This is a genomic window from Streptomyces sp. Ac-502 (genome assembly GCF_045222935.1).
In the GTDB taxonomy this organism is placed as follows: domain Bacteria; phylum Actinomycetota; class Actinomycetes; order Streptomycetales; family Streptomycetaceae; genus Streptomyces; species Streptomyces monomycini.
Genome location: NZ_JBHFFO010000001.1, coordinates 2,956,541 through 2,972,986, shown reverse-complemented (window position 1 = coordinate 2,972,986; position 16,446 = coordinate 2,956,541). Strand labels below are relative to the sequence as shown.

General features: G+C 71.6%; 13 protein-coding genes and 4 pseudogenes. 12 read left to right on the top strand and 5 right to left on the bottom strand.

Features of this window, described 5'->3' with window-relative positions; translation table 11 throughout:
* Window positions 1-876: an alpha/beta fold hydrolase gene (locus ACEXOX_RS13455; RefSeq protein ID WP_406520771.1), complete on the bottom strand. Its 876-nt coding sequence runs from the start codon at window positions 874-876 to the stop codon at window positions 1-3.
* Between the two features lie 88 nt (window positions 877-964).
* Here ACEXOX_RS13455 and ACEXOX_RS13450 point away from each other — a divergent pair.
* The 8 genes and pseudogenes from ACEXOX_RS13450 to ACEXOX_RS13415 all read left to right on the top strand — a co-directional run bounded on the left by ACEXOX_RS13450 (window position 965) and on the right by ACEXOX_RS13415 (window position 6,940).
* Window positions 965-1,284, top strand: a pseudogene (locus ACEXOX_RS13450) (DMT family transporter).
* Window positions 1,284-1,825: pseudogene (locus tag ACEXOX_RS13445) on the top strand (TetR/AcrR family transcriptional regulator). Before ACEXOX_RS13450 ends, ACEXOX_RS13445 begins: the two co-directional pseudogenes overlap by 1 nt.
* Before the next feature lie 168 nt (window positions 1,826-1,993).
* A complete protein-coding gene (locus ACEXOX_RS13440) occupies window positions 1,994-3,007 on the top strand; it encodes a hypothetical protein (RefSeq protein WP_406520770.1) in 1,014 nt (337 codons plus the stop codon).
* Between the two features lie 145 nt (window positions 3,008-3,152).
* On the top strand, window positions 3,153-4,151 hold the full coding sequence (gene dapD, locus ACEXOX_RS13435; RefSeq protein WP_406520768.1) for a 2,3,4,5-tetrahydropyridine-2,6-dicarboxylate N-succinyltransferase: 999 nt from the start codon (window positions 3,153-3,155) through the stop codon (window positions 4,149-4,151).
* Window positions 4,152-4,397: 246 nt separating this feature from the next.
* Window positions 4,398-4,913, top strand: coding sequence for a hypothetical protein (locus ACEXOX_RS13430; protein WP_406520766.1), 516 nt, complete (start codon window positions 4,398-4,400; stop codon window positions 4,911-4,913).
* 285 nt (window positions 4,914-5,198) lie between these two features.
* On the top strand, window positions 5,199-5,363 hold the full coding sequence (locus ACEXOX_RS13425; RefSeq protein WP_406520764.1) for a hypothetical protein: 165 nt from the start codon (window positions 5,199-5,201) through the stop codon (window positions 5,361-5,363).
* Entirely contained in the window at window positions 5,360-6,067 is a 708-nt protein-coding gene (locus ACEXOX_RS13420; RefSeq protein WP_406520763.1) for a hypothetical protein, read from the top strand. The genes ACEXOX_RS13425 and ACEXOX_RS13420 overlap by 4 nt, the downstream gene beginning before the upstream one ends.
* Before the next feature lie 57 nt (window positions 6,068-6,124).
* Window positions 6,125-6,940 carry an EI24 domain-containing protein gene (locus ACEXOX_RS13415; RefSeq protein ID WP_406520761.1) on the top strand — a complete coding sequence of 272 codons (816 nt, stop codon included), beginning with the start codon at window positions 6,125-6,127 and terminating at the stop codon, window positions 6,938-6,940.
* On the opposite strand, the gene dapA is transcribed toward ACEXOX_RS13415, so the two are convergent.
* Window positions 6,897-7,811 (bottom strand): 4-hydroxy-tetrahydrodipicolinate synthase, encoded by a 915-nt coding sequence (dapA, locus tag ACEXOX_RS13410; protein WP_406520759.1) that lies wholly within the window; start codon window positions 7,809-7,811, stop codon window positions 6,897-6,899. The two genes, ACEXOX_RS13415 and dapA, sit on opposite strands and share 44 nt — an antisense overlap.
* Window positions 7,812-7,897: 86 nt before the next feature.
* Window positions 7,898-9,553 carry an endonuclease/exonuclease/phosphatase family protein gene (locus ACEXOX_RS13405; RefSeq protein ID WP_406520758.1) on the bottom strand — a complete coding sequence of 552 codons (1,656 nt, stop codon included), beginning with the start codon at window positions 9,551-9,553 and terminating at the stop codon, window positions 7,898-7,900.
* Here ACEXOX_RS13405 and ACEXOX_RS13400 point away from each other — a divergent pair.
* Entirely contained in the window at window positions 9,543-9,728 is a 186-nt protein-coding gene (locus ACEXOX_RS13400; protein WP_406520756.1) for a hypothetical protein, read from the top strand. The two genes, ACEXOX_RS13405 and ACEXOX_RS13400, sit on opposite strands and share 11 nt — an antisense overlap.
* A gap of 330 nt (window positions 9,729-10,058) precedes the next feature.
* Window positions 10,059-11,552, top strand: coding sequence for a hypothetical protein (locus ACEXOX_RS13395; RefSeq protein ID WP_406520754.1), 1,494 nt, complete (start codon window positions 10,059-10,061; stop codon window positions 11,550-11,552).
* Between the two features lie 129 nt (window positions 11,553-11,681).
* On the opposite strand, the gene ACEXOX_RS13390 is transcribed toward ACEXOX_RS13395, so the two are convergent.
* Together ACEXOX_RS13390 and ACEXOX_RS13385 are read right to left on the bottom strand one after the other, a co-directional pair.
* Window positions 11,682-12,122, bottom strand: coding sequence for a hypothetical protein (locus ACEXOX_RS13390; protein ID WP_406520752.1), 441 nt, complete (start codon window positions 12,120-12,122; stop codon window positions 11,682-11,684).
* A 23-nt stretch (window positions 12,123-12,145) separates the two neighbouring features.
* A complete protein-coding gene (locus ACEXOX_RS13385) occupies window positions 12,146-13,303 on the bottom strand; it encodes a hypothetical protein (RefSeq protein ID WP_406520750.1) in 1,158 nt (385 codons plus the stop codon).
* 490 nt (window positions 13,304-13,793) lie between these two features.
* On the opposite strand from ACEXOX_RS13385, the pseudogene ACEXOX_RS13380 reads away from it, so the two are divergent.
* Together ACEXOX_RS13380 and ACEXOX_RS13375 are read left to right on the top strand one after the other, a co-directional pair.
* Window positions 13,794-15,268, top strand: a pseudogene (locus ACEXOX_RS13380) (alkaline phosphatase PhoX).
* Between the two features lie 177 nt (window positions 15,269-15,445).
* Window positions 15,446-16,441: pseudogene (locus tag ACEXOX_RS13375) on the top strand (LLM class flavin-dependent oxidoreductase); the annotation flags it as partial.
* Window positions 16,442-16,446: the final 5 nt, after the last annotated feature.

Sequence of the window (16,446 nt, the reverse complement as noted above, 5' to 3'; positions counted from 1 at the left end):
TCACCTGCCTGCCGGAGTTCTCTCGACCAGCGTCGTGAGGATCGACCGGGCATGTGTCCACAGCAGCGCCCCGCCGGCTCCCGGCACGACATGACGACGTGCGCCGGGTATACGTGCAGCGAGCAGAGCCCCGTGGTCGGGCGAATGGCTGGTGTCCTGCTCGCCGTACCAGATGTCGACCGGGACGTGGACCTCGGCGAGCGGGAAGGGCCACCGCCCCATCGCCAGGACCGTGTCGCGGGCGTACCCGGCGGTGCCTTGAGCGAATGCCTCGTCCAAGGCCCTGCGGTAACCGGCCGCGAAATCAGGGTCCTGATACACGGCGAGGTCGCACTGCGGGCTTCCGGCCATGACCATGTTCCACATCGCGTCCGCGGTGAAGCTCGCGAACAGCTCTTCGGCGCCGGCCGGATCGCGCGCGGTCCGCTCGACGAGGCTGCGCAGGCCCGGCTCCAGAACGGAGGCGAACTGCGGCGCGGCGACCTCGTCCGCACCGGAGACGACGGCCAGTGCCGAGGCGACCCCCGCCGCGGCGCAGGCGAGAGCGAACGGGGCACCTTGCGAGTTCCCGACCACAGCGGGGTGCCCCAGCCCGCGCAGCCGACAGAGGCGCCGGATGTCGTCGGCGAATTCGGAGAACGTGCGCCCGGGGGCGGGCGTCGAGGCGCCGAGTCCCGGACGGTCCACGGAGACGAGGCGCACTCCGAGCGCGTCGACAACGCCCGCGCCGAAGCCCAGCCACCGACTCGTAGCCGCACCCGGACACAACAGAGCGGGCACGCCGTCCGGCGGCCCCCACTCGGACCAGCCGAGCAACCGCCCGTCAGGCAGAGCGCTCTTGCCCAGCCGATCAGGTGCATCCACATATTCCGACATGATCAACATCATGGCCAGGAGCAGGGCGTCCCGCACCCGACTTTTCCCTTGTGTACGCCCGTACGCATCGTTGTGTACGATCGTACGTATGGTGTATCTGACGCTTGCCGGAGCGATCGTCTCCGAGATCCTCGCGACGACCGCGATGAAGTACAGCGACGGCTTCAGCAAGCTGTGGCCCTCGCTGGGGACCGTGCTGGGCTACATCGTCGCGTTCACGCTGCTCGCCAAGACGCTGAAGTCGATGGACGTCGGCACGGCGTACGCGATCTGGGCCGGGGCCGGAACGGCGGTGGTCGCCGCGATCGGGATGGTGTTCCTGGGGAGGCCGCGAGCGCCGCGCGGATCGTCGGGCTGCTGCTGGTGATCGCGGGGGTCGTCGTGCTGAATCTGGGCGGGGCGCACTGATGCCGCGCCGTTACGACCCGGACCGGCGGCAGCGGATCATCGACGCGGCGATCCGCGTGGTGGGCAGGCGGGGCATCGCCGGGCTCAGTCACCGTGCGGTGGCGGCCGAGGCGGACGTACCGCTGGGGTCCACCACGTACCACTTCGCCTCGCTGGACGATCTGCTGGTGGCGGCGTTGCGGCAGTCCAACGCGGAGTGGCTGGCCGGGATCGAGGAGTGGGAGCGGGGGTGGACCCCTCGGTTCCGCTCGCGGACGAGCTGACGAGGCTGGTCGAGGAGGAACTGCTGGGCGACGACCGGGCGCGGGTGGAGCTGGAGTACGAGCTGTATCTCGCGGCGCTGCGGCACGAGGTGGTGCGCCCGCTCGCGGCCGAGTGTGTCGACGACATGGTCGGACTGCTGCGGCGGCGGACCGGCGACGAGGGCACCGCGCGGGCGCTGGTGGGGCTGATCGACGGGCTGGTGTTGCAGTACTTGCTGACGGGGCGGGAGTTCGACCGGGCGGAGGTGCGGGACGCGGTGGCGCGGGTGATCGGGTGAGGCGGTGGCAGGGGATGGCTGCCGAGGCCGTCCGGGGCGCCGTTCCTTCGCCACTCAACTTGTGGCGTGTGTCCGTTCCCGTGTAGATCTTGTCCGTTAATGATCATCTGGGGGTTCGTGCGGCGCTTCGCGCCCGTAACCACCGGCGGTACGAGGCGAGCGAAACACGTGAAGAGAAAGGCCCGGGGCGCGGGCGAGCAGGCGGACGGTACCGAGAACTGGTACACCGGACCGGCCTGGCAGGACCGTGACGGGAAGGCCGCGCGGCGGCGGAAGCGGATACGTACCGGCGTGGCGGCGGTGATCGTCGCCGCTGGGGTGGTGACGTTCGCCGTGAACCCCGGGGACATCCGGTCGAAGCTGTCCGGCGTGGTCGGCGGCGACACCGTGGCCAAGCCCCTGCCGGCCGAGACCGCGGCGCCCGGCGCCGCGCCGGACGGCGAGGCGTTCCCCGCCACCCCCACCCTGAAAGAACCCTTCGCCGGCTCGCCCGCCGTACGGTACGCGGACGGCGTGGCGGGCATCGTGCCGCCGGAGGCCAAGGCCGTGGGGCGGTTGTCGAAGGACGAGGTCGCGGCGGTCCTGCGGCAGGCGAAGGAACTCCTGGTCGACGCCAACCTGAACCCGCGCACGCTGCGCGGCGAGCGGCCCGCGGCGGCGCTGGACCTCCTTGATCCGCTCCAGCCCGGAACGCGGCAGGACCTTGAAACCTGGCTGGCCGAGCCGGGCCGGGAGCACGACCCGTTGCGACTGTTCACCCGTTTCGACCCGCACGAGGTGCGGCCCGCCGGCGACGTCGTCAAGACGCGGGGGCGGATGACGTTCGAGGAGGGGCAGGACGGCGCGCTGGCGGTCCACGCCGACTACACCTTCGTCTACCCGGTCGTACGAGCCGCCCAGGGCGCCTCCGAGGTGACCCGTACGGTGGTCCGCCGGGTGGTGGACTTCGAGGTCAACGACCCCGAACGCTTCCAGGCGACGCCGGGCAAGCTGGCGCTGGCCCGCTTCGACTCCGACTTCGGCAACACCGCCTGCGAGGTGTACGACGGCTTCCTGCACCCGCAGTTCCCGGACAGCCGGTCGGGGTCCATGACGTCGGGGCCGACCGTCGATCCGTACGACCGCAGCAAGGAGCTGAGCGGGGACAAGAGCACCGGATGCGGCACGGTGAGCCGGATATAGGTGCCGGGCCGCGGCGGGCCAGGGGCCGGGCCCCGGGGACCCGGCCTGACTCCGCGTCCCGGCCCCGGGGGACCTGGCCTGGTCCCGCGTCCCGGCCCCCGGGACCGGTTCGCCTCCGCAGCCCTCTCCCGGTTAAGTTTTCGACATGACCGATGCTGCTACCTCCACCCCCTCCCGTACGACTGGCGCCGTCGCGGCCGGACTCGCGACCGTCACCACCGACGGCACCGTCCTCGACACCTGGTTCCCCGCGCCCGAGCTGGTGGCCGACCCCGGCCCCGCCGGGACCGAGCGGCTGACCGACGAGCGCGCCGTCGAGCTGCTCGGCGAGGCCGCGCCGAAGGCGGTCGGCCCGGACCCGCGCCGTGGGGTCGAGGTCGTGGCCGTCCGTACGGTCGTCTCCTCGCTGGACGACAAGCCGCTGGACGCGCACGACGTGTACCTGCGCCTGCACCTGCTCAGCCACCGGCTGGTCAAGCCGCACGGCCAGAGCCTGGAGGGCATGTTCGGCCTGCTGGCCAACGTCGCCTGGACCTCGATCGGCCCGGTGCCCGTCGACCGGCTGGAGACCGCGCGCCTGAACGCCCGCGCCGAGGGCCTGCACCTCCAGGTGACCAGCGTCGACAAGTTCCCGCGGATGACCGACTACGTCATGCCGACGGGCGTACGGATCGCCGACGCGGACCGCGTACGGCTCGGCGCGCACCTCGCCGCCGGCACCACCGTCATGCACGAGGGCTTCGTCAACTTCAACGCGGGCACCCTCGGCACCTCGATGGTCGAGGGCCGCATCTCCGCGGGCGTCCTCATCGGTGACGGCTCGGACATCGGCGGCGGTGCCTCCACCATGGGCACCCTGTCCGGCGGCGGCAAGCAGATCATCTCGATCGGCGAGCGCTGCCTGCTCGGCGCGGAGTCCGGCATCGGCATCGCGCTGGGCGACGAGTGCGTGGTCGAGGCAGGCCTGTACGTGACCGCGGGCACCCGCGTCACCATGCCCGACGGCCAGATCGTCAAGGCCGCCGAACTCTCCGGCGCCGACAACATCCTCTTCCGCCGCAACTCCACCACCGGCACCGTCGAGGCCCGCCCCAACAAGGCCAACTGGGGCGGCCTGAACGACGTACTGCACAGCCACAACTGATCGCCCTGGGCGGCCGCACGTCGCGGCCGCCTATTAGACCAACGCCCTGACCTGCTGCTGAGCTGTCGGCAATCGTCGGCGCTGGTTAACGTTGAGTGCCCTTCCGCGGCCTCAGGATGGCCGGGAAGGGCACTCGTGTGTCAGGGGGAAAGATGTGCCACATGGCAGTATCCAAATATGGATCAGGGGTTAGCGGCCGTTCTGGGTGCGGCAGTGGGCGTTGTTGGGGCCATGGGAGCGGCGACCGTGACCTACTTCGGCGTGCGGCATCAAGCGGCTGCCGCGGCGGCGGGTGAGCACCGTCGAGCTGTTAGGTCTGAGAGGGTCGAAGCGTTCTCCTCCTTCATCGAGTCAGTTCAGGGGGCGCACGACGCGCTCATCGATGCGCGTGTCGTTCTGCTGAATCTTGCTAGTGCAGCCGATGAGACGGAGCTGGTGGAGGAGGCGGAGTCCGCGCTGGAGCATCTGCAAGAGGCGAGGCCCGCGATTGGGGCTGCAGCCAAGTGGCAGGCCAGGATCCTCGTCCTGGGCCCTCAAGGCTTGGTCGAAAGCTCTCACAATGTGCTACAAGCCTTGCGTGGCCGTCTTTTCGTGCTGGCCGGCGTCATGCCTGGAATGAGCAGTGGGGTTGAGGACACGGGTGACTGGCGTGAGCGCGACGACGAACACAGACATTCCTGGGCAGCTTCCTTCGGAAGGTTCACGGCGCGGGCGGCGCATGCCTTAGAAGGTCGGGAGGTACCCCTGTCCTTGAGCGGATGAGGACGTGTGAGCCGCGCGTCAGCGTGCAGCTCTGGAGGAGCCTCCGGTTCTACGAAACGCCCCTGCTCTACATCACAAGCAGAACAGCCACACCCGAGCTCGCAGCTCCGCACCTGGCACCAGCGGCGCAAGACGGTATGCACAGCGGCCTGACGGGATCCTCCCACCGGTCCGCTGTTGTGCGCGGTGGGTTGGCTGTGGCCGGTATCGGACGGTGCCAATCGGAGCATTCCTGGGCACCATGGCGGGACGGAGTCCGACGACCAATCCGTACCGGGAGGCGTCATGAGGCTGGGTAAAGCGCTCGCTGTCGGTTTCGCGGAGGAGGACGTGGAGTGCGTGGAAGACGTGCCGTGCGCGGCGGAGACAGTCGTGGAGGCGGCGCTTCCTGACCAGGCGGCGGCCGGCGGCGTGCCGGAGCGGCGGGAGCCGGTGCCGGCCGGGCGATGAGGCTGCGGCTGCCTGAGGAGCGGCCCGCCACGCCGCCCGCGGGATTCAAGCTCGCGCATCCGGTGATCTCGCACGACGGGACGCGGGCCGGGTTCGCCGGGGTGTCGCTCGGTGGCGCGCTGCCGTACGGGTTCGTGGATGAGGCGCGCTGTGTGTACGGGCGGCGGCATCGCAGTCCCGCCCTGCGCTGCGACTGCGGTTTCTACTGCTTGCACACGTTCGACCAGGCACTCGCCCTGGCGTGTGCGAGTGAGTATCGGCGAGCGGTGCTGCTGGAGGTCACCGTGCTCGGCGCGTACATCCGCTTCGAGCGCGGGATGCGGTACGAGCGGCAGCGGGTGCGGGTGGCGCGGGTCGGTGCGTGTGCGTGCGGGCGGGTGCCGTGTGCGTTCGCGGATGCGGGGTGGGGGCGTACGGGGTGGCGGGTGCTGACGGCCGTCTGCGCGGAGTGCGCGGCCCGGCGTGGGCGTACGGCGTTCGCGTCGTGGACGGCGGTGAGCTTCGCGGAGTTCGTACGGCGTGGGGGCGGGCCGCTGCGGATCGTGGCGGGCGGGGAGCCGCAGGAGACGGACGGGGAGAAGGAGGCGGTGACCGGGGTGCGGTCGGTGCCCGAGCTGGCCGCCGAGGCCTCGCTCATGCAGGCCCGGCTCGACTGGTTGCAGCGGCAGCTGGCGCGGTTCACCGGTGGCGGCAAGGTTTCGTAACCGGATCCGTACCGTACGGAGACGGAGGCCGACCGGGCGCCGTCTAGGCTGACGCACATGCGCGATCTTGTGGCGGGAACGGGGTACCTCGGGAAGGGGCAACGATGGGTTGCCCGGCACGGGCGGTGGTGGGGGTTCGGGATGATTCCCGCGCTCATCGCCCTCGTGCTGTACGCGGGGGCGCTGGTCGCGCTGGCCTTCTTCGCGGGTGACCTCGCGGCCTGGGCGACGCCCTTCGCCGACGGCTGGGGATCGCCCTGGCGGGGGCTGCTGCGCGGGCTGTTCGTCGCGCTGCTGTTCGCGGGCGGGCTGCTGCTGTCCGTGCTGACCTTCACCGCCGTCACGCTGCTGATCGGTGACCCGTTCTACGAGTCGCTGTCGGAGAAGGTGGAGGAGAGCGAGGGGAGCTGCCCGCCGGGGACGGGAATGTCGTTGTGGCGGGAGTTGTGGGTCTCGCTCCGGGACAGTGTGCACGTGTTGGTGCGGGCTGCCGGTTTTGGGCTGCTTTTCTTCGTGCTGGGCTTCATCCCGTTCGTCGGGCAGACCGTGGTGCCCGCGATCGGGTTCTGTGTGTCGGGGTTCTTCCTGACGGTGGAGCTGACCTCGGTGGCGATGCAGCGGCGCGGCATTCCGGTGCGGGAGCGGCTGCGGATGCTGCGCGGCCGTAAGGGGCTCGCCGTCGGGTTCGGCACCCCGCTGGTGCTGCTGTTCCTCGTACCGTTCGTGGCCGTGTTCCTCATGCCGGGCGCGGTGGCGGGTGCCACGCTGCTCGTCCGCGACCTCACGGGGGAGGACGAGGAAGCGGTGGAGGAGGACGGGGAGGACGGGGCTACTGCTGTGCCGCCTTCAGGGCCGTCGCCAGCTCGCTGGTGACCTCGGGGCCTGCTGCCAGAAGCGGCGCGCGGACCGGTCCGGAGGGTAGTCCGAGCGCGTTCAGCAGAGCCTTTGCGGTGACCGCGCCGGGGTGTGCGGTGCCCGTCATCGCTGCGATGAGCGGTACGAGGCGGAGGTGGCGGCGCGTGGCCTCGGCCGGGTCGCCCGCGTCGTACGCGTCGAGGACTGCCCGTACCTCCCGGGGCGCGGCGTTGGCCACCGTGCTGACGCAGCCGACGGCGCCCATGGCGCGCAGGGGGAGGGCCTGTTCGTCGCAGCCGGCGTAGTAGGCGAGGCCGGTCGTGGCCAGCACCTTCGCGGTCTTCATGAGGTCGTACGCGCAGTCCTTGACGCCCTGGACGCGTGGATGCTCCGCCAGCCGTCGGAGGGTGTCGGTGGTGAGCGCGGTGCCTGCGCCGGTGCGTCCGGGGATGTCGTAGAGCATGACCGGCAGGGCGGTGGCGTCGGCGACCGTACGCAGGTGGTGGGCGACGGCCTCCTGGCCGGGGCACGAGTAGGCGGGGGCGGCGACGAGCAGGCCGTGGGCACCGGCCCGTACCGCGGTGCGGGCCAGTGCGACGGTGTGCCGGGTGTCGCTGGTGCCCACCCCGGCGGTGATCCGCGCCCGGTCGCCGACCGCCTCCACCACGGCCCTGATCAGGGCCTCCTTCTCGGCGTCGGTGGTGGTCGGGGACTCGCCGGTGGTGCCGCTGAGGACGAGGCCGTCGCAGCCCCCGCCGACGAGGTGGACGGCGAGGCGCTGGGCGCCGTCGAGGTCCAGCCCGCCGTCGGCGCGGAACGGGGTGACCATGGCGGCGGTGGTGCGGCCGAAGGGCGGTGGGGACGGGACCCTGCTGCTCGTCGAGGTCATGGAGCGGAGTCTGGCCCCACCGCAGTCTTCAGGTCTACTTAGATGTGCTCCCATCAAAGGTAAGCAGCGCTACGGAAAGCAGCGGGCTACGGCTTGAGGCGCAGCACCTGCGGGTCGTGGTCGCTCGACTGGTCCGCGTACTCCGCGTTGATGTGGACGATGTCGTAGTCCACGCGACGCAGGTGGCGGCTGGTGAGCATGTGGTCCAGTACCTGCGAGTTGCCCTGGTAGACGTAGCCGTAGCGCTCGCCGCGCGGCAGGCGGTCGACGAGGTCGGTGAGGACGCCGTCGGCGGTCAGGGCCTTGAGGGCGGGGGAGAACTGGAAGTCGTTGAGGTCGCCGGCCACCACGACGTCGGCCTTCGGGTCCACGGCCAGGACGTCCTCGACGAAGCCGTGCACCGCCTCGGCCTGCTGGACGCGCTGGGTCTCCGACGTACGGGCCGGAGGCTGGAAACGGCTGTCGAGACCCTGGTCGCCGCCCTTGGAGTTGAAGTGGTTGGCGACGACGAAGACGGGGCGGCCCCGGAAGCAGAACTGGCCCACGAGCGGCTTGCGGCTGTTGGCCCAGGCCGTGTTGCCGGGGTCGATACGGCCCGGCGAGGCGGAGAGGCGCGGCTTGCCGTGCGAGCCGGTCACCTTGACGGGGGTGGTGGCGTCGCCCCCGGCGACGTCCGTGAACGTGACCCGGGCGGGGTTGTAGAGGAACGCGGTGCGGATGTTGCCGCCGGGCTGGCCGCCGTCCTGGTTGTTCGCGGGGTCGATCTGCCGCCAGGCGTAGGAGGGGCCGCCGGCCGCCTTGACGGCGTCGGTGAGCCGCTGGAGCGTCGCGTCCGCTGAAACGGTTCCGTCGTTCGTGGGGCCGTTGTCGTCCTGCACCTCCTCCAGCGCCACGACGTCCGGCGACGCGAGGTTCTTCACCAGCGCCTCGGCCAGCCGCGCGAACTTGGCGGGCGGTGTCTTCGGGGAGAGGTTCTCGACGTTGTACGTGGCCACGGCCAGCTCGTCGGCGCGCTGCTTGCGGGTGGTCTCGCGGGCCGGGCCGCGGTCGTCGAGCGTGCCCAGTTCGGTGGCGGCGATCCCGTACCCGCCGAAGTTGTCGTAGTCCAGCGGGCCCGCGGTGGTGCCGGTCAGCCGGTCGCCGGTGTCGGCGACGGGGAAGGGCCGCTGGGCGAAGGGGATGAGTGATGTGATCTTGATGCGGCCGGGGTTGGGGTCCCGGTACGAGCCGTACAGCGCGCCGCCGCGCACGGTGCGGCCGTGGCGGGGCTCGGCGGTCGCCCACAGCTCGTTGTGGGAGGTGGTGGGGCCGACGACGGAGGCGTCGGCGAGCGAGACCCGCATGCCCTCCAGGGACTCGTAGCGGTCCAGGGCGTACGCGGTCGGGCGCAGCGGCAGGTTCTCGATGCTCTTGCCGCCCGCGGACGGGGCGTAACGGTCCGGCACGGTGGCGGCGGTGAGCTTGACGGCCGCCGGGAGCGGGTTGCCGGAGGACGCCACGGTCCAGTCGGCGTCGGTGATCTCGGTGACGGACTGGAGGCCGGCCTGCTCGCCGCCCGGGTAGTACTCGCCGACCGTGCCGGAGACCCGTACGGAATCGCCGACGGCGGCCTTCGGTGTCTGCTTGCCGGTGAAGACGAAGACCGCCTCGCTGGTGGCGGGGTCGCGGTCCGGCCGCGGGTCCTGCACCCAGAAGCCGCGGGCCGAGCCGAAGGCCCGTACCGCCGTGACCGTGCCGGGCACGTCGGCGACCTGCTGGCCCGCGAAGGGCGAGAGCCGGGTGGCGCCCTGGATGTCGTGGATACGGGTGACCGCGGCGGAGGCGGTCTGCGGGACGGCGAGCAGCCCGCCGGTCAGCGCGGCCGCGACCAGCGCGGTCAGCGTGACGGGCCTGCGCAGGGCACGGCGGCGGGGGTAATACGGGATGACCGGGGCGACCGGGGTGCGAGGGTTTCACGGGGTGTATGTGACGTACGGGACGAAGCGTGCGGCGGTATCTGCGCGGACACGGAGAGCCTCCGGAAGGCGGGCGAGGGGGCGGAACAGCGTGCGAAAGGCGTGAACGCAGCGGAGCGGAAACGGTCCGGCAGCCTCTACGCGCGTCAATCTCTTGTGTGGCCACGGCAGTTGTCAAGGATCGCCGGGTGTACGGGAACGGAAACCAAGGTGAACCGCCCGAGATGCACGGAATTCCGTCTACGCTGGGGCTTCGCACGAGCCGTAGTCCGCACGAGGAGCTGAGCCCGAGATGTCCGCAGACCGCCCCACCCTGCCGCCGGTGCGGCTGCACTCCGACGCGGAGCTGGCGCGGGACGCGCTGAGCGCACCGCTCTTCGCCCGTGCCGCGCAGCTGGCCCGCTGGGCCGAGGCCGGTGTCCCCGTCGGAGTCGGCGGTGAGCTTCTTGACGAGCAGCTGCCCGGCGCCGTCGACCACCTCGGTCTGGCCGGGGACGAGGACGGCGTCGGGTACGCCGCCGAAGCCTGGCAGCTCGCGGTCGACACCGGTCTGGTGGAGATCGAGGAGAGCGCGGAGGACGGCGACGAGCTGCCCGACGACGCCGCCACCGGCACCGCCGCTCCCGGCGAGGAACTGTCCCTGCTGACCTCCGGCAGCCCGCAGGACATCCTCGACATCTGGCTCGGCGGCATGGAGACCGTACTGGCCGACGCCGTGGCGCCGGACCTCTCCGACATCGCCGACCAGATCGCCGAGGGCGGCGAACTGGACCTGGACGCGATCGACTGGAACCCGGAGGAGGAGGCCGAGCTGCTGGACGGCATCCTCGGCAACCTCTACCTGCTCACCGCCCTGAACGAGGACCCCGAGCAGTCCGTGCCGCTGCCCGCCCTCGCCGCCTCCATGATCGTCCCGGACGACATGGACGAGCCCACCGACGACATCCTCGAAGAGGTCTCCGAGGCGATGATGCGGCTCGACGACCAGTTCCGGGTGCTGCAGCCGATCGGCCTGGTCGACTACCAGCCGGTGGACGAGGCGCTCATCGAGGAACTGGACGAGGACGGCACCACGACGCGCGCGGCCGAGCCGCTGGAGGACGAGGACGTCTCCCGGTACGGCATGGTCCGGCTCACCCCGCTCGGCGTCTACGCCGTACGCGCCCGGATGCTGGACGCGGGCGTCGACGCGCCGGCCGTCGGCGACCTCACCGACAAGGGCGCCGACGTCCTCCTGGACGCGCTGCCCGACTACCCGGAGCCCCTGGCGCAGGCCGAGTCCGAGCAGTGGCTCGCCGCCCGTACGCCCGTCGACGCCGCCCGTGACCTGCTCTCGGCCGCCCGCGGCGACGACGAGGACGGGCCGCGGCGCCGGCTGGCCTGCCAGCAGACGCTGTCGCTGGCCGGGGCGGAGGCCGAGCCCGCGCTGCGCGAGGTGCTCGACGACGGGCAGCTCGGCGGCCTGGCCCGGGTCTGGCTCGCCGAGCGCGGTGCCGCCGACATCCCCGAGCCGACCCAGGACATGATCTTCTGGCTGACCGTGGACACCATCGCGGCACAGCTCGGCGCGGCCGAGGCCGACGAGGAGAGCGCGGCCGAGCTGCGCGGCCTCGTCGAGGGCGTGGTCGGTCAGCACAACGGCTTCTTCGACGCCGCCTGGCGGGTGGACCACCCGGCGACCTCCGACGTGCTGGAGGCCATGGGCCGCCTCCACCCGGACAAGAAGACCGCCAAGGAGGCCCGCAAGGCCGCGTTCAAGGCGCGGTCCCGGCGGCAGGCGGGCTGAGCGGTCGAGGCTTTCCGACAGGGGAAGCCTCCTTGCCACGAGGGGCCTCCCGGCTCCACGTGACCGGCGGGCGGCGGAAGCACCTCGGTGCTCCCGCCGCCCGCCGGCGCGTTCCGCGGCGGTGCGCGGTCAGCACACCAGCTGCGTCACACAGTTGAACGTGGTGGACTGGCCGTTGAAGCCGTAGGTGCAGCGGTAGGACAGCGGGACCTGGAACTGGCCGATGATGGTGATCGTCGTGGCGCAGTTGCCGCCGGTCCCCGGACGCTTGCCTTCGATCCGCAACGAGCTGCCGATCGAGCCGCCGGTGATGTCCCACGGGGCGCCGCAGATGCCGGAGGTGATCCGGCCGCCCGTGATGGCGTTGGTGTTCGGGTTGTAGCTGACCTCCATGTCGAAGGTGAGCGCCTGGTTGTGGAGCGCCATCTTCTGGGTGACCTGGAGGGCTTCGGCAGAGACGTCGCGCTGTACGGCGAACGCCTCGTCCCGGGTCTTGACCTCGGACCCCTGGGCGTTGACGAACTGGTGCTCGCGGCCCGGACCCTTCCTCTTCTGCGCTGCGCTTGTCATGGCTCTCCCTCGGGCTCGGTGGGTCAGGCCAGCTGCTCGGCGATCTCGACGCGCAGCAGCGTGCGGACGGTCTCGATGTGGTTGACGACGGTGACCGTCGACGAGCCCGCGAAGAGCAGACCGACCGCGACGTTGTCGAGCGAGGTGACCAGCGAACCGGAGTCGCCGCCCGCCGAGATGTTCGTGGTCATGATCTGGTCCTTGAAGCGCGCCGTGCCGGCCGTGCCGTAGTTGACGTCGACCGTGGCGTCGGTGGAGACGATCCGCCCGAAGCTGATGTTGGTGGTCCGGCCGGTCTTCTTGACCAGGTCGCCCACAGCGACCGACGACTTGCGGCGCCACGCGCGCGGCGCGCCGCTGAAGTACTGCTGCCGGGTGGCGTCCTCGAACTCGATCTTCGCGAGGGCCGCGTCCACCACGTTGTTGTGCTGCGTCAGCGGGATCTGCGGGGCGAACTGGATCGAGATGAAACGGTCCAGCGTGCCGATCCGGTCCGCCGGGTCCGTACCGCCGTCGAACTTGCCCGGCTGGAGTACGGAGCTGCCCAGCGGCGCCCGGTTGGAGTCCGCCAGGACGTGGTTGTTGCTCAGGATGTAGAACTTGCCGGGTACGCCGAGGCCGGGCGCCGGCGGGTTGGTCTGCGCGCCGGGCAGGAAGTCGTACACCACGCTGCCCAGCGTGCCCGCGGTGACCTGCACGTTGCCGACGGAGAAGCCGGCCGGGCAGGGACGCATGCGGCGCTTGAGGAGCTGCGGCTCCAGGGCGCTGCCGAGCTGGCTCAGCTCTTCGAGCAGCGGCTGGGCGAGCGCGCCCATCCGGCCGCCGTTGCCGCCGAGGCCCTGCTCCTGCGCCATCGACCGGCCCTGAGCGCTCGGTACGCGCTGCTGGGCCTGCGCGGAGATGTGGCCGACGGCCAGGACGTCGGTCGGGGTACCGTCGTCCATCTCCCGGGGGATCATGTCCCGTTCAGGGAGCATCGACTCCGGGACCTTCTGCGTGACGAAGACCAGGACGGCTTCCTCGCCCGTGGGCTCGCCGTTGGTCCACTTCACGCCGTGCCCGAAGCCGACGACGTTCGCGGTCGGGTTCTGCGGGTGCATGAAGTCGGAAAGTGCCTGTTGACGGGAGGTGTCGCTGACCTGACCTCCGGTGGGTCCACGCATCATCTCGGGCTGGTTCACACCAACCACCTCTTCCCCGGTGGGCGTCCCGCGCGGCTCTCAGCCGTGCGCCCGGGCCGTGCGGGCAGGAGTGCTCCTACGGGCGGGAGTGCTCCTGCGGACGGGCGGCTACGGCTGTGGGGCGGGACCGCGTTCGCTTCACGAGCCCGGGGCCGGGTACGGCGGCGGGCTCTCAGGGAGGGCGGGAACCCGGCACGGACTGCTCCCCGGGCAGCTCCGTGCAGCCGCGGATGCTCCGCTCTCCCTATGGGTGATGCAGGTAGGGACTGTCTATTGCCGGGCCGGTCGGCGGTCAAGGAGGTACGCGATAAATCTTGCGCTTGCTGCGCAGATGCCGCTGATGACCTTGTTTGCCATGGTTTTCCGGGCTGAGGAGGCACGCTTCCGGACATCGCTGTGTCGTGCGGGGTTCAACCGGTGTTCGCCGGGGCGCGCGAGGGTGTGCGGCGCAGGGCCAGAGCACACCGAACCGGCCGTCCAGGAGATGCCCATGCCGCTCACCCGCAGAGACTTCGCCAAGCGCTCCACCGCCGCCGGTGCCGGCGTCGCACTGACCGGCAGCGTGGGCGTCCTGGCCACCGCACCCGGCGCCGTCGGGCGGGAGCTCCCGGATCAGGGGCGTCCGGAAGCGGACGCGCCCGCCCCGGCCGCCGGCGCACGAGGGCGCGCACCGGGGTACGGGCCGCTGATCCCCGACCCGGCGGGCATCCTGGCGCTGCCCGCCGGATTCTCGTACCGGATCATCACCCGGGCCGGTGTCACCACTCTGGAGAGCGGTGAGCCCACCCCTCCCACCACGACGGCACCGCCACCTTCCAGGGCCCGCGCGGCACCACCCTGCTCGTCACCAACCACGAGCTGAAAGGGCCGCGCGCGCAGTGGCCGCACCCCGTACCGCTCGCCGACGGCCTGGTCTACGACCCGGCGGCAGCCGGCGGCTGCACCGTGGTCGAGATATCCCGGGACGGCTCGCACGTCTCCGAACGGGTCGGCATCGCCGGCACCTCCACCAACTGCGCCGGCGGACGCACTCCCTGGGGAACGTGGCTGACCTGCGAGGAGACCGAGGACAAGGCCGGCCGGAACGGCATGACCAAGGACCACGGCTACGTCTTCGAGGTCGACCCCCTCGCCCCGCACGACCCCCACCCCACCCGGGCTCCCCGCCCTATCAAGGCCCTGGGCCGCTACGCCCACGAGGCCGTCGTCGTCGACCCCAAGCGCGGCCACCTCTACCTCACCGAGGACGCCGACCGCCCCAACGGCCTCCTCTACCGCTGGACCCCGCCGCACGGCTTCCAGCACGGCCGCGGGCGGCTGCGCACACTCGCCGACGACGCGGGCGTCCTGGCCGCGCCCCGCTGCTACGACTCCGGCGGCCGCTTCGTGGACGACCTCTCCCGCGCGACGCGAACCGGTACGGTCTACGGCGTCGACTGGGTCGAGGTCCCCGACCGCGACGCCCGCCACACCCCCGTACGCCGGCAGTTCGCCGACAAGATGATCACCCGTGCCCGCAAGCTGGAAGGCATGTGGTGGGCCGACGGCGGCGCGTACGTCGTCGCCTCGTACGCCCGCGAGGAGAGCCCGGTCCGCCACGACGGCCAGGTCTGGTTCTACGATCCGCGCCGCCGCACCCTGACCCTGAAGGTGCTGCTCGGCGTCAACTCTGACCCCGGCCGGGACGGCGCCTTCGACGGCCCCGACAACATCACCGTCTCCCCGTACGGCGGCCTGATCATCGCCGAGGACGGCGAGGGCGTCCAGCACCTCTTCGGCGCCACGGACGACGGCCGTACGTACCCGGTCGCCCGCAACGACCTCAACATCGGCACCGCCGACGACCCCGAGTACAGCGAATTCACCGGCCCGGTCTTCTCCCCGGACGGCCGCACCCTGTTCGCCAACATCCAGCAGCCGGGGATCATGCTGGCGATCACGGGGCCCTGGCGACGGCAGCGGTGACCGCCGCGCGCCTGGGAGGCCGCCGTACCCCGTGCGCCCCACCAGGAATCCCGGCCGGAACGCGCACGTTGTACCGAGGGTGAGCACGCGGAAGAGCACGACGACCCAGGCACCCGGGAAGGAGCCGGCCGGGACTCCGGACGCGCCCGGCGACCAGGCCCCCGCCTCCGTACCCCCTTCTCCCTCCTCGACCGCTCCCGCACCCGCGAGGGCCACCCGGAGGCCGAGGCGCTCCGCGACACGGTGGACCTCGCGCGGCACGCCGAAGCGCTCGGCTACCACCGCTTCTGGGTCTCCGAGCACCACAGCGTGCCGGGCGTCGCCGGCTCGGCACCGACCGTGCTCGCCGCCGCGGTGGCCGCCGCGACCTCCCGTATCCGGGTCGGAACGGGCGGCGTCATGCTGCCCAACCACCGCCCGTTGGTCGTCGCCGAACAGTTCGGCGTCCTCGCGTCCCTCTTCCCCGGCCGCATCGACATGGGCCTCGGCCGGTCCGTCGGCTTCACCGACGGCATCCGCCGCGCCCTCGGCACCGACAAGGACGCCGCCGACTCCTTCGCCTCCCAACTCGCCGAACTGACCGCCTACTTCACCGACGGCCCGCGCCCCCACCCGCAGGTGCACGCCCGCCCGGCGGAGGGCCTGCACGTCCCCGCCTTCGTCCTGGCCACCGGCGCGGGCGCGGACATCGCCGCCCGCGCCGGACTGGCCCTGGTCATCGGCGACCTGCGCGGCCGCGAACCGATGCGGGAAGCCGTCGACCGCTACCGCGCCGCCTTCGAGCCCTCACCGCTGTGGCCCCACCCGTACGTCGTCGTCTCCGGCACCGTAGCCGTGGCCGAGACCCGCGAGGCGGCCCGCGACCTCCTGCTCCCCGAGGCCTGGTCGATGGCCTACTCCCGTACCCACGGTGTCTTCCCGCCTCTGGAACCGGCCGAGTCGATCGCCGCCCGCGAACCGTCCATGCCGCCCAAACAACGCGACCTGTACGAGTCCGCCCTCACCGGCCACATCCACGGCACGGAGGCAGAGGTGGCCGCCGAACTCGACGCCCTGCTCACCTTCACCGCCGCCGATGAATTCCTGGTGACGACCAGTACGTATGACCGGGCGGGGCTGGTGGAGTCTTATGAGCGGCTGGGGCGGGTGGTGGGGTTGACGGGGGCGGACTGATCGGG